At 69.0% G+C, this 11,780-nt stretch carries 14 protein-coding genes; 7 read left to right on the plus strand and 7 right to left on the minus strand.

Translation table 11 applies throughout. The annotated features are described in order from the left end of the window. Positions 1-10: 10 nt before the first annotated feature. Positions 11-1,231, plus strand: coding sequence for an ornithine--oxo-acid transaminase (gene rocD, locus ACLL81_RS12055; RefSeq protein WP_411288588.1), 1,221 nt, complete (start codon positions 11-13; stop codon positions 1,229-1,231). Here the strand turns inward: rocD and ACLL81_RS12060 are convergent. From ACLL81_RS12060 to ACLL81_RS12070, 3 genes are read right to left on the minus strand one after another with little or no spacing between them, the layout of a single operon-like run. Beyond that, complete coding sequence (locus ACLL81_RS12060) at positions 1,228-3,354, minus strand: PQQ-dependent dehydrogenase, methanol/ethanol family (RefSeq protein ID WP_411288589.1); 2,127 nt, start codon at positions 3,352-3,354, stop codon at positions 1,228-1,230. The genes rocD and ACLL81_RS12060 overlap by 4 nt on opposite strands. A 42-nt stretch (positions 3,355-3,396) precedes the next feature. After that, positions 3,397-4,074 (minus strand): hypothetical protein, encoded by a 678-nt coding sequence (locus ACLL81_RS12065; RefSeq protein WP_411288590.1) that lies wholly within the window; start codon positions 4,072-4,074, stop codon positions 3,397-3,399. A gap of 16 nt (positions 4,075-4,090) precedes the next feature. Next, on the minus strand, positions 4,091-4,450 hold the full coding sequence (locus ACLL81_RS12070) for a hypothetical protein (protein ID WP_411288591.1): 360 nt from the start codon (positions 4,448-4,450) through the stop codon (positions 4,091-4,093). A gap of 15 nt (positions 4,451-4,465) precedes the next feature. Between ACLL81_RS12070 and ACLL81_RS12075 the strand changes: the two genes are divergently transcribed. After that, positions 4,466-4,639, plus strand: coding sequence for a hypothetical protein (locus ACLL81_RS12075; protein WP_411288592.1), 174 nt, complete (start codon positions 4,466-4,468; stop codon positions 4,637-4,639). 105 nt (positions 4,640-4,744) lie between these two features. Beyond that, on the plus strand, positions 4,745-6,208 hold the full coding sequence (locus tag ACLL81_RS12080) for a sigma-54-dependent transcriptional regulator (protein WP_411288593.1): 1,464 nt from the start codon (positions 4,745-4,747) through the stop codon (positions 6,206-6,208). On the opposite strand, the gene ACLL81_RS12085 is transcribed toward ACLL81_RS12080, so the two are convergent. Together ACLL81_RS12085 and ACLL81_RS12090 are read right to left on the minus strand one after the other, a co-directional pair. Further along, positions 6,205-6,510, minus strand: a complete 306-nt coding sequence (locus ACLL81_RS12085; RefSeq protein WP_411288594.1) for a hypothetical protein — start codon at positions 6,508-6,510, stop codon at positions 6,205-6,207. The genes ACLL81_RS12080 and ACLL81_RS12085 overlap by 4 nt on opposite strands. Further along, positions 6,507-6,776 carry a DUF2312 domain-containing protein gene (locus ACLL81_RS12090; RefSeq protein WP_411288595.1) on the minus strand — a complete coding sequence of 90 codons (270 nt, stop codon included), beginning with the start codon at positions 6,774-6,776 and terminating at the stop codon, positions 6,507-6,509. The genes ACLL81_RS12085 and ACLL81_RS12090 overlap by 4 nt, the downstream gene beginning before the upstream one ends. A 131-nt stretch (positions 6,777-6,907) precedes the next feature. Between ACLL81_RS12090 and folE the strand changes: the two genes are divergently transcribed. Then, on the plus strand, positions 6,908-7,498 hold the full coding sequence (gene folE / locus ACLL81_RS12095; protein ID WP_411288596.1) for a GTP cyclohydrolase I FolE: 591 nt from the start codon (positions 6,908-6,910) through the stop codon (positions 7,496-7,498). A 22-nt stretch (positions 7,499-7,520) separates the two neighbouring features. On the opposite strand, the gene ykgO is transcribed toward folE, so the two are convergent. Beyond that, complete coding sequence (gene ykgO, locus ACLL81_RS12100; protein WP_411288597.1) at positions 7,521-7,646, minus strand: type B 50S ribosomal protein L36; 126 nt, start codon at positions 7,644-7,646, stop codon at positions 7,521-7,523. Between the two features lie 148 nt (positions 7,647-7,794). Between ykgO and ACLL81_RS12105 the strand changes: the two genes are divergently transcribed. Next, on the plus strand, positions 7,795-9,093 hold the full coding sequence (locus tag ACLL81_RS12105; protein ID WP_411288598.1) for a lytic murein transglycosylase: 1,299 nt from the start codon (positions 7,795-7,797) through the stop codon (positions 9,091-9,093). Here the strand turns inward: ACLL81_RS12105 and ACLL81_RS12110 are convergent. Further along, a complete protein-coding gene (locus ACLL81_RS12110) occupies positions 9,090-10,406 on the minus strand; it encodes an MFS transporter (protein WP_411288599.1) in 1,317 nt (438 codons plus the stop codon). The genes ACLL81_RS12105 and ACLL81_RS12110 overlap by 4 nt on opposite strands. A 101-nt stretch (positions 10,407-10,507) precedes the next feature. Here ACLL81_RS12110 and motA point away from each other — a divergent pair, with 101 nt between their 5' ends. Beyond that, positions 10,508-11,377, plus strand: coding sequence for a flagellar motor stator protein MotA (gene motA / locus ACLL81_RS12115; RefSeq protein ID WP_411288600.1), 870 nt, complete (start codon positions 10,508-10,510; stop codon positions 11,375-11,377). Positions 11,378-11,561: 184 nt separating this feature from the next. Continuing rightward, a partial coding sequence (locus tag ACLL81_RS12120; RefSeq protein ID WP_411288601.1) for a hypothetical protein occupies positions 11,562-11,780 on the plus strand: 219 nt, incomplete at its 3' end.

Below are 11,780 nucleotides of genomic sequence, written 5' to 3' on the forward strand. Positions count from 1 at the left end.
GGACGCCCCGATGAACGATATCGCCCTGCAACGCTCGCTCACCGCCGACCTGATCGCGCTCGAGGCCCGCTACGGCGCGAAGAATTACAAGCCCCTGGACGTGGTGCTGACCCGCGGCGAGGGGGTCCACGTCTGGGACGTCGAGGGCCGCCGCTACCTGGACTGCCTGTCGGCCTATTCCGCGGTGAACCAGGGCCACTGCCATCCGAAGATCCTAGAGGCCATGGTCGCCCAGGCGCAGCGGCTGACGCTCACCTCCCGGGCTTTCCGCAACGACCAGCTCGCGCCCTTCTACGAAGAACTCTGTGCGCTGACCAACTCCACCAAGGCCCTGCCGATGAACTCCGGCGCCGAGGCCGTGGAGACCGCGCTAAAGGTGGCCCGCAAGTGGGGATATCAGGTGAAGGGCGTGCCGGCCGGCCGGGCCGAGATCATCGTCGCCGCCGACAACTTCCACGGCCGCACCGTGGCCATCGTGGGCTTCTCCACCGACCCTCAGTCGCGCGACGGCTTCGGGCCCTTCGCGCCGGGCTTCAAGGTGGTCCCCTATGGCGACGCCGCGGCCCTGGAAGCCGCCATCACGCCAGACACCGTGGCCTTCCTGGTGGAGCCCATCCAGGGCGAGGCCGGGGTTATCATCCCTCCCGCCGGCTACCTGAAGGCGGCCCGCGACCTCTGCACGCGGGAGAACGTGATCCTGATCCTGGACGAGATCCAGACGGGCCTGGGCCGCACCGGCAAGCTGCTGGCCGAGGCGCACGAGGGGATCGAGGCGGACCTGACCCTGATCGGCAAGGCCCTGTCGGGCGGCTTCTATCCGGTGTCCGCCGTGCTCTCCAATTCCGAGGTCATGGGCGTGCTGCATCCGGGCGAGCATGGCTCGACCTTCGGCGGCAACCCGCTGGCCTGCGCCGTAGCCCGCGCGGCCCTGAGGGTGCTGGTGGAAGAAGGCATGATCGAGAACGCCGCCACGGTCGGCGCCCGGCTGCAGGGTCACCTGGCCGGGATCAAGGCCAGCGGGGTCAAGGACGTGCGCGGCCGCGGGCTGATGATCGCCGTGGAGCTCCATCCCGACGCGGGCGGCGCGCGGCCGGTGTGTGAAGCGCTGCAGGACCGGGGTCTGCTGGCCAAGGAGACCCACGACCACACCATCCGCATCGCCCCGCCGCTGATCCTAACAGAGGCCCAGGCCGACTGGATCGCCGACCAGTTCGCCGCGGTGCTCTCCTAGGTCGCCGCAGCCGGGCCTCCCTTGGCGGGGGCCACCGCCGGGAGGGCGGCGCCCTTGGCTTCGGAGATCACGTAGGCGCGCAGGTCCTCGGCCTCCTTGGGCGTCACGAAGCGGGCAAAGCTGGCCATGCCGCGCGAAGCGCTGGTCCCGTCGATCACCACGCCCTTCCAGGCTTCCGCCGAGGCCAGTATGGGCGAGGCCCGAAGGTTCGGCAGCCAGGCGCCGGTGGCGTTGGGCCCGTGACAAACCTGGCAGTTCTGGTGGTAGACCGCGAAGCCGTGCTTCACGTCGCCGGTGGAGGTGAGCGTGGCCACGTCAAGGGTCGGTTGCTCCGACACGGGGAAGGCCGGCGCCACAGCTTTGCCGCCCAGCTTGAAGACCAGCAGACGCCCGGGCAGGCGTGGCCGCTGTGGCATCAGACCGGGGGCCGAGATCTGGCCGCCGCCGCCGGCGCCGACCATGAGCGCCACATACTGTTCGCCGCCGAGTTCATAGGTCATCGGGGCCGCGATCACCCCGTTGCCAGTCTTGTAGCTCCAGAGCCTGGTCCCCTTGGCCGCGTCATAGGCCATGAACTCGCCCTGGGCGGCGCCCTGGAACACCAGGCCGCCGCCGGTGGAGAGCACGCCTGCGTTCCAGAAGTGCGGGTGCTGGACGCGCCAGACCTCCTTCTGGGCCACCGGGTCATAGGCGATCAGGGTTCCCTTGATCATCGCCATCAGGGCGGCGAGCTGGGCCTGGTCGGTGGGTAGCGCATTGGCCAGGAAGTCGGTGCCGACATTCCACGCGCCGGGCCGGTAAGCGAAGGCCTTGTCGTCCACATAGGCGAACGGGGTGGCCTGGGTGGGGATGTAGACGAGGCCGGTCTTGGGGCTGAACGCCATGGGCTGCCAGTTGTGGCCGCCCAGCGGGCCGGGCAGGCCCAGGGCCGGCGCCGTCTCGTAGCGCGCGCCAGGGGTCTCGATGGGGCGACCGGTCTTCAGGTCCACGCCGCTGGCCCAGCTGGTTGGCACATAGTTCTTCGCCGAGATCAGCTGGCCGGTGGCGCGGTCCAACACGTAGAAGAAGCCGTTCTTCGGCGCCTGCATCAGCACCTTGCGGGCCTGGCCCTCAATGGTCAGGTCGGCCAGCATGATGTGCTGGGTGGCGGTGTAGTCCCAGCTCTCGCCGGGCGTCGTCTGATAGTGCCAGACGTAGGCCCCGGTGTCGGGCTTCAGCGCCAGGATCGAGGAGACGAACAGGTTGTCGCCCTTGCCGCCCGAGCGCTTCATGTGGTTCCAGGGCGTGCCGTTGCCAACCCCCAGGTAGACGATGTCCAGCGCCGGGTCGTAGGCCATGGCGTCCCACACCGTGGCCCCGCCGCCGGTTTGCTTCCAGGCGCCGTCGGACCAGGTGGCGTTGGCTTTCTCGGCCATCACCTTGTCGGATGCCGCGCCGTCCGCAGCCCCCGTGGGGTTGGGGGCGGTGTAGAAGCGCCAGGCCATCTTTCCGGTGGCCGCGTCATAGGCCGAGATGTAGCCGCGTACGCCGTACTCCGCGCCGCCGTTGCCGATCAGCACCTTGCCCTTGATGACCCGGGGCGCGCCGGTGATCGTGTAGGGTTTCGAATTGTCGGTGGTCTGGGTGGACCAGACCGGCTTACCGGAGCCGGCGTCCAGCGCGATCAACCGGCCGTCCAGGGTGCCCACGAACACCTTGCCCTTCCAAATCGCCACGCCGCGATTGACCGTGTCGCAGCAGGCGTCGAAGCCCTTGGCGCCGGCGACCTTGGGATCGAAGGCCCACTTCTGCTGGCCGGTCTTGGCGTCGTAGGCGTAGACCTTGGACCAGGCGGTGGTTGTGTAGAGGACGCCGTCCACCATCAGCGGCGTGGCTTCCTGGCCGCGGTCGGTGTCGAACTGGGCGTACCAGGCAAGGCCGAGCTGGGCGACGTTGCCGGCGTTGACCTTGTCCAGAGGGCTGTGGCGCTGCTCGGAGTAGCTCTTGCCGTAGGACAGCCACTCGGCGTTGCCCTCGGCGGCCAAGAGGCGCTTCTCGTCCACCCCGCCGGAGCCGGCGGGCCTCTGGCAGGCGGCCATTGAGGCGGCGAGCGACAAGGCCAGCCCAAGCTTGAAGATCGTCATCGCGCCCTCCCCAGCCGGTCTGAAGCGCGGCCTTGCGGGAGGTTATGCGCGCTCTGGCCGGGCCCGCAAGCGTTCCCCAGCGGCGCCCTGGCCCCGCTCCACCAGCCAGGCAGCGGCGCCCACCACCAGATAGACGGCCAGGGCGGACATGCCGATCTGCATGGGATCACCGGTGGGCGGGCTGAACATGGCGGCCACCTGCACCACTACCAGCAGGCCCACGAACACCACCGCGGGCCAGACCGTGCGTCCGGCCTGCACCCGCTGGGCCGCCCAGTACATGCCCGCCAACCCCAGCAGGCCGATCTCCAGGGCCTGTTCCGGCACGGGAAGATTCCACAGTCCGAAGCCCACCTTGGTCCCGCCGAACCAGAGCTCCAGGTCCTGGCGGTGCACCGCCAGGTCAAGCAGCCAGTGGGAGAACACCACCGCGCCCACGATCAGCGAGCAGCGCCACGACTTCAGCAGGGCCAGTGTCAGCAGCCCACCGATGATCGACCAGGCCGCCGCGGCCGGCAGGCTGTGGGTCCAGGGCATGGAGTCCAGCACCAGGGTTGAGCCCGGCAGGCTTTCATCAATGCGGACCTTTTCCAGGCCCCCCATCACAAAGGCCGACCAGCCGATGTCCACGAACTGGGCGGCGATGACATAGGTCCACAAGGGCGCCCGAGGTTCGATCGCCTTGGCCGCCAGCGCCGCCGAATAGTGCCCCACGAACATGGCCGTCCCCCTCCCCTCAGACGAGGTCGGAAACAGACGTGGACTGGGCGGCTTCGTCAACCGCGGAGCTGCGCCGGGAGGGGACGCGCCGCACGTCGTCGTAAGCGGCGCACAGACGATGGATGGCCTCGTCCATCCGGCCGGGCGGCAGGGTGTAGGGAAGGCGCAGGAAGCGCTCGAAGGCGCCATCGACGCCGAACCGCGGGCCGGCGGCGATGTGCACGCCATAGCGCCGCGAGGCGGCGGCCAGGGCCGTGGAGACAGGCTGCGGCAGCTCCGCCCAGACCGACAGCCCGCCGGGCGGAAGGTCGATGCGCCAGTCGGGCAGGCGCTGAGCCAACACCCCAGCCAAGTGGGCCCGGCGCTGCCGCAGCACGGCGCGGCGCCCCGCGTGCGGACCGGCATCGAGGTGGCCGCGCTTGCCGCGGGCTGGCTATTGGGTGGGACGGTGGGCCTGGGGACCGTGCTCTATGCGGTCACTGTCGGACGGCTGGTGCATGTCTTTCTGCCGCTGTTCACCGTGAAGGCCGACACCGCGCGGGAACCCGCCGCCGTTAACCCCTGACTCAGGTCTCCGAAACCCCGCCTTTACCCCGCCCCTGTATCAATCCTGGACATAACGAGGCCTCGTCCCATGAGACGAGCGTCCAATTCAGGTGGGTGTGTTCAAATGACCAAGACGGTCCTGGTCGTCGACGACGATCCGACTCAACGCCGGCTGATCCAGGCCGTGCTCGAGCGCGAGGGCTTCGCCGTGGTCCACGCCGAGAATGGCGACGAGGCCATCAAGCGCCTGGGCGCGGGCGGGGCCTGCGACGTGGTCCTGCTGGACCTGGTGATGCCCGGCATCTCCGGCCAGGACACCCTGGTGGAGATGCGCGCCCGCGGCTTCAGCCAGCCCGTGATCGTAGTCACCGCCACCGGCGGAATCGATACGGTGGTCCAGGCCATGCAGGCCGGCGCCGTCGACTTCTTCGTCAAGCCAGCCGCGCCGGAGCGGATCATCGTGTCGATCCGCAACGCGCTATCCATGGGCGCCTTGAAGGGCGAGGTGGACCGGCTGAAGAAGCACCAGTCGGGCCGCACCACCTTCGCCGACCTGATCGGATCCTCGCCCGCCATGACCTTGGTCAAGCGGATGGGCGAGCGGGCGGCCAAGTCCTCCATTCCCGTGCTGATCACCGGCGAGAGCGGGGTCGGCAAGGAAGTGATCGCGCGCGCCGTGCACGGATCGTCCGATCGGGCAGGTAAGCCGTTCGTCGCGGTGAACTGCGGGGCGATCCCGGAGAACCTCGTGGAATCCATCCTGTTCGGCCACGAGAAGGGCAGCTTCACTGGGGCCCACGACAAGCACCTGGGCAAGTTCCAGGAGGCCAACGGCGGCACCCTGTTCCTCGACGAGGTCGGCGAACTGCCGCTGGATATCCAGGTCAAGCTCCTGCGGGCTCTGCAGGAAAGCGAGATCGACCCGGTGGGCTCCAAGCGCTCGATCCGGGTGGACGTGCGCATCGTCTCGGCCACCAACCGCGACCTGTCCCAGGCGGTGGCTGAGGGCCGCTTCCGCGAGGACCTCTTCTATCGGCTGAACGTCTTCCCCATCGAGGCCCCGGCGCTGCGGGAGCGCAAGGAGGACGTGCCGGCCCTGGTCGACTGCTTCGTGCGCCGCTACAATGTGGAAGAGGGCAAGTCCGTGGTGGCCGCTTCGCCGGAGACCATGGCCTTCCTCGCAGCCTTCGACTGGCCGGGCAACGTTCGCCAGCTTGAGAACGCCGTCTATCGGGCCATCGTGCTCTCCGACGCCCCCTATCTGCAGCCCTACGACTTCCCAGCCATCTCGGGCGTCGCGGCGCCGCCGCCGGAGGGCTCCGTGCCGGCCGGCATGCCCGAGCCGCTGCCGACCCCAGAGGAACTGATGGCGCAGATGACCGCCGAGGCGCCGGTGAAGATCCTGGACGGCCGCGGCCACCTGCGCACCCTGGAGGAGATCGAGCGCGACCTGATCCAGCTGGCCATCGGCATCTATGCCGGACACATGAGCGAGGTGGCCCGCCGGCTCGGCATCGGCCGCTCGACCCTCTACCGCAAGGTCCGCGAACAGGGGCTGGAGGAGATGGTCGCGGAAGCGGCGGCCTAGGCCTTCGGCTTGCGCCGGAAGGGCCTGCGCTTCAGCGCCTTCGGCTCGCCCTTGGCCTTGGCGACGATTTCCTTGAGCTTGACGTGCTGGAGCGCCGAGAGCGCCTCGCCCGCGGCCCCCTTCTCGGGGTCGCCGAAGGCGCGGCCGTAGGTCTTTACGCGGTCGGCCACCGAGCCCAGGAATTCACCCTCCCAGTCGGAGAGCTTGACGCCCGCGCGCTCGGCCATCCGCTGGGCGCGTTTCAGCGCATTCAGCGCAGAGCGTTTGGCCTGCGCCTTCCGATCGGGGACCGTCCGCTTCAAATCTCTCCCATCGCCGAGAGATAGAGGTCGAGGATGGCCTCTTCTTCCAGGCGCTTGGCGCGATCCTGCTTACGGATGCGGACCACCTTGCGCAGGATCTTCACGTCGAAGCCGTTGCCCTTGGCCTCGGAGAAGACCTCCTTGATCTGCTCGGCGACCTCGGCTTTCTCCTGCTCGAGCCGCTCGATGCGCTCGACGATGCTCTTCAGCTGCCCCTGCGCCGAGGCGTTCAGGACGTCGGGATGGGCGGATGCGTCGTCGGCCATGGGGAAGCAGTCTCACGAGTCTGAAGGGGCGGAAAGCCGCGGACCCTAACCACGCGCGCAGGTCCGATCAATCGCGCCTTGAACCTTCACCGCAGCCCATCCGTTGAGACGGATCGACGCGGAGGGCCGTCATGTCCCAATCTCCTAAGACCCGGCCGACCCAGGACGACGCGGAGGCCGCGGTTCGGACCCTGATCGAGTGGGCCGGCGACGATCCCGACCGCGAGGGCCTGCTGGAGACCCCCAAGCGGGTGGCCAAGGCCTACCGCGAGCTGTTCGCCGGGTATGAGACCGACCCGCGAGACTACCTTGAGCGGACCTTCGACGAGGTGGGCGGTTATGACGAGCTGGTGATTTTGAAGGATATTCGGGTGGTCAGCTTCTGCGAGCACCACATGCTGCCGTTCCTGGGCAAGGCGCATGTGGGCTACCTGCCGTCCAACCGCGTGGTCGGCATCTCGAAGCTGGCGCGGGTGGTGCACGGCTTCGCGAGGCGCCTGCAGATCCAGGAAAAGCTCACCGCCCAGATCGCCGGGGCGATCCAGGACATCCTCAAGCCCAAAGGCGTGGGAGTCGTAGTGATCTCCGAGCACAGCTGCATGACCATGCGAGGCGTCAACACGCCGGGCAGCCGACTGACCACCAGTCACCTGTTGGGCGAGGTGCGCGACGACCCCCGCACGCGGCAGGAGTTCTTTGACTTGGTCAGAAGTGGAGACTAGCCGCCGGGGCGGCAGACGGCGCTCAGCCCTGGCGGGCCTTATAGCGCGGGTCGGTCTTGTTGATGATGTAAACTCGGCCCTTGCGGCGCACGAGCTTGCAGTCGCGGTGGCGCGTCTTGAGCGACTTGAGCGAGCTTCTGACCTTCATGACCGCATCTTCGATAGTGGGCCGAAGGGCCCGGCCGGGTTGCAACAGAGCGCGCGCATATACGGGTCGGGTGTTTTCAAGTCAACGCCGAAGCACTCTGACGGCCTTGTGATTGAGACGACCAGCCCGGGCCGTTAGACTCCGTCACATGCGTCGCAGACACCTTCTCCTCCTCTATGTCCTGGCCGGATGCGCAAGCCCGGCCCGGGAACCCCCGCTGGGTCCGACCGCCACACCCGCACCACCCGTGGCTGAAGCGCCCGCGGCCAAGCCGACGCCCGTGGTCTCGGTCACCCCGCCGACGGCGTCGGGCGACATGATCTTCGACACCTGGGCCGCGGAGTTCCAGGGCCGCGCCCTGGCCGCGGGCGTCGCGCCGGCCCTGCTGGCCCGCGAGATGGCCGGCCTGACCCCCGATCCCCGGGTCGGCGCCCTGGACAGCCGGCAGCCGGAATTCTCCAAGCCGGTGGGCGACTATATCCGCGGGGTGGTCACCGCCGACCGCCTGGCCATCGGCCAACGCCGCCGCGCCGACGTGACGGCGTTCGGCGCCATCGAGCAGCGCTATGGGGTGCCGCGCGACATCCTCATCGCCATTTGGGCGATGGAGAGCGGCTTCGGAGCCATCCAGGGCGACAACGACACCTTCCGCGCCCTGGCCACCCTGGCCGCCCAGGGCCGCCGGCGCGCCTGGGCCGAGGGCGAGATGATCGCCGTCCTGAAGATCATCGAGTCGGGCGAGCACCCGCGCTCGCGGCTGCGCGGCTCCTGGGCCGGGGCCATGGGCCAGACCCAGTTCATCCCCACCAGCTACCTGGCCACCGCCGTGGACGGCGACGGCGACGGGCGGCGTGACATCTGGGGATCGCAGGCCGATGCGCTCGCCTCCGCCGCCAACCTGCTGGACAAGGCCGACTGGTCGAAGGGCCAGAGCTGGGCCCACGAGGTCACCCTGCCCCAGGGCTTCGACTACAGCCTCACCGAAGGCCCGCGCGAGACGCCGGCCTGGTGGGCCGAGCGCGGCGTGCGGCGGGCCGACGGCCGGCCCTGGGCCGGCGCCGACATGGACGCCAAGGCGCAGCTCGCCGCGCCGGCCGGGGCGGGCGGACCGGTGTTCCTGCTGTTTCCCAACCACTTCACCATCCGCCGCTACAACAACTCCCTGGCCTATGCCCTAGGCGTGGGCCTGCTGGCTGACCGCATCTCCGGCGAGGCGCAGCTGGTGCGGGCGTGGCCGGCGGAAACGCCTCTGGCGCTGGTCGACCGGATGACCGCGCAGCGGGCGCTGGCGGCCCTGGGCTTCGATCCGGGGGCGCCGGACGGGGTGGTGGGCGCGGGCACGCGCACGGCGCTCAGATCCTGGCAGAAGGCCCGCGGCCTGACCGCCGACGGCTACCTGTCGCCCGACATGGTGCGCAGGCTGAAGACCGACGCTGGCGCGATCTAGGGACTGCCGCCGCCTTCGTCCTCCTTCTCGAGGGTGGACATGGTGGTGGCCTCGACGGTGGCCGGCGTCGGGTCGGCGTTGCGGAGCTGGGGATTGCGCAGGGCATAGACCAGCATGGCCAGCATGAGCACCAGGTTCAGGTAGAAGGGTGCGGGATTGACCAGGGCGTAGAGCGCCACGAAGGCCGGAGCCAGGACCACGTTGAGGCCGTTGACCGCGGCGATGGCGCCGGCCACCCGGGCCTGTTCGTCGATGCCCACCGCCAGGGACGAGCCGGCCGTGAAGCCCGGCCGCGCCAGACCGAATCCCAGGCTGGAGACGGCGTAGCCCGCCACCACCGTCCAGTAGTCGGGCGAGAGGGCCACCATGAGGTTGCCGACCGCGGCCACCGCCACGCCCCAGCGCAGCAGCTGGCGCGGGGTCATCTGGAACATCCGGATGATGCCCCACTGGGCGAGCAGGCCCGCCACCGCGCCGAACATCATGGCGATGGCGATGAAGCCCTGGGCGGCGGCCGGCGAGAGGCCGAGCTTGTCGATGATCAGGAAGCCCAGGGTCTGGGCCTGGGCGGTCTGGCAGGTGGCCACCACGAAGCCGTAGATCAGGAACGGCGTGACCCGGGGATCGCGCCACATGGGCTTTTCCCTGGCTGCGCCGGCGACCACCGGGCGGCGCGGGCGGGCGGCCTCGGGGTCCACCGGCGTCGCAGGCAGGTAGCGCCAGACCACGAACAGCATCGCGGCCGCGATCAGGGCGAAACAGAACAGCGGGCCCGCGAGCCCCACCACCGGCAGGATGAATAGCGGCGCCAGGAACGGCCCGATCACCGTCCCCAGGCCGAAGGCGCCGGCCAGGCTGGCCATCGCCTGGGTGCGCTGGGCCGGTGGCGTGCGTTCGGCGACAAAGGCCTGGGTCGCCGGGTTCGACGCCGCCCCGAACAGGCCGAACAGGGCTCGAGCGAACAGGAAGGCTACGAAGATCACCAGGGGCGTCGCCATCTGGCGCAGGCCTGCGCTGACGACAATGCCGCAGGCCACCATGGAGACCAGGAAACCGGCCAGGCCGACCATCATCAGCGGCTTGCGCCCATAACGGTCGGACGCCCTGGCCCACCAGGGCGAGGAAAACGCCCACAGGAGCGCCGACAGCGAGAAGATCGCTGCGGCCATGTAGTCGGCGATGCCGATGGACCGGCCGATCGCCGGCAGAACGGAGATCAGGCCGGTATTGCCCAGCGCCGTGGCCAGCGAGACGCCGAAGATGATCGCAAACGATTTCCGGGGCACGCCTTGCGGGGCGACAGGTGTGGGCATCGATCGGGGCTTAAGGCGGGGCGAGCCTTGGCGCAAATCGGAAACGCATCCACCGGGTATTAAGCATTAACGCTGATGGTGGGGCTTCCGACGGGGTTCCCATGTTCCAGATCATCGGCATCGTGCTGCTCTTCGCGCTCGTGTTCGGCAGCTACCTGATCTCCGGTGGCAAGATGGATGTGATCCTTCACGCCCTGCCGCACGAGATGATGGCGATCGGTGGGGCCGGCGTCGCGGCCTTCCTGATCGCCAACTCGGTGACGGTGATCAAGGCCACGTTCGGGGGCTTCGGCAAGGTGTTCGGCGGACCGAAGTGGAAGGCCAGCGACTACCGCGACCTGCTGGCTCTGCTGTTCCTTCTGACCAAAACCATGAAGTCCAAAGGCGTCATCGCCCTGGAAAGCCACATTGAGAATCCCCAGGAGAGCACCATCTTCGGGCGCTTCCCGAAGATCATGAAGGACCACTTCGCCGTGGACTTCATCTGCGACACGCTTCGCATGATGACCATGAACCTGGAGGACCCCCACCAGGTCGAGGACGCCATGGAGAAGCAGCTTGAGAAGCATCACCACGAGGCGCTGGCGCCCAGCCACGCCCTGCAGAGCCTGGCCGACGCCCTGCCCGCCCTGGGCATCGTGGCCGCCGTGCTGGGGGTCATCAAGACCATGGGCTCGATCACCGAGCCGCCCGAAGTGCTGGGCGGCATGATCGGTGGAGCGCTCGTGGGCACCTTCCTGGGCGTGTTCCTGGCCTATGGCCTGGTGGGCCCGATGGCCACGCGGATGAAGGAAGTCACCGAGGAAGAAGGTTCGTTCTACCGGATCATCCAGTCGGTGCTGGTGGCCCACCTGCACGGCAACGCCGCCCAGATCTCGGTGGAGATCGGCCGCGGCAGCGTACCGTCCGGCGCCCAGCCCAGCTTCCTGGAGCTGGAAGAGGCTCTGGCGGCGATCCCCGCCGAGGCCTGATCGCGCGCCTCCACGCCTGGTCGGCCGGGGAAGGCTGAGATCACAACTCCGTGATGTTTGCGCTTGCTTGCGCGGCGCGACGCGGCATATTCCTGGGTTTGCGCCGGGGGGCGAGTTCTCGCTGATTCATCGGCGGGCCACGCCTCGCTGGCGTTTTGCCACACCGATCTAGGGGACTACGAACATGACCTCGCAACTGATCCGCAAGCTGCTCGTCGCCGGCGCCGCCGTCGCCGCGCTGTCCGTCGCCGCCTGCAACAAGCCGGAAGAAAAGACCGAAGCGGTCACCACCGAAACCACCACCACGACCACGGAAGCCGCCCCGGCCGCCGACGCCGCCGCCATGGCCGCCGCCGACGCCGCTGCTGCTCCGGCCGATCCGGCCGCCGCCCCGGCCGCCGAC

This window comes from Phenylobacterium sp. (assembly GCF_046590535.1).
In the GTDB taxonomy this organism is placed as follows: domain Bacteria; phylum Pseudomonadota; class Alphaproteobacteria; order Caulobacterales; family Caulobacteraceae; genus Phenylobacterium.

Bases quoted from the DNA above. Each gene is read 5' to 3' on its own strand.
- rocD (WP_411288588.1), top strand. From the start codon at position 11: ATGAACGATATCGCCCTGCAACGCTCGCTCACCGCCGACCTGATCGCG.
- ACLL81_RS12060 (WP_411288589.1), bottom strand. From the start codon at position 3,354: ATGACGATCTTCAAGCTTGGGCTGGCCTTGTCGCTCGCCGCCTCAATG.
- ACLL81_RS12065 (WP_411288590.1), bottom strand. From the start codon at position 4,074: ATGTTCGTGGGGCACTATTCGGCGGCGCTGGCGGCCAAGGCGATCGAA.
- ACLL81_RS12080 (WP_411288593.1), top strand. From the start codon at position 4,745: ATGACCAAGACGGTCCTGGTCGTCGACGACGATCCGACTCAACGCCGG.
- ACLL81_RS12090 (WP_411288595.1), bottom strand. From the start codon at position 6,776: ATGGCCGACGACGCATCCGCCCATCCCGACGTCCTGAACGCCTCGGCG.
- folE (WP_411288596.1), top strand. From the start codon at position 6,908: ATGTCCCAATCTCCTAAGACCCGGCCGACCCAGGACGACGCGGAGGCC.
- ykgO (WP_411288597.1), bottom strand. From the start codon at position 7,646: ATGAAGGTCAGAAGCTCGCTCAAGTCGCTCAAGACGCGCCACCGCGAC.
- ACLL81_RS12105 (WP_411288598.1), top strand. From the start codon at position 7,795: ATGCGTCGCAGACACCTTCTCCTCCTCTATGTCCTGGCCGGATGCGCA.
- ACLL81_RS12110 (WP_411288599.1), bottom strand. From the start codon at position 10,406: ATGCCCACACCTGTCGCCCCGCAAGGCGTGCCCCGGAAATCGTTTGCG.
- motA (WP_411288600.1), top strand. From the start codon at position 10,508: ATGTTCCAGATCATCGGCATCGTGCTGCTCTTCGCGCTCGTGTTCGGC.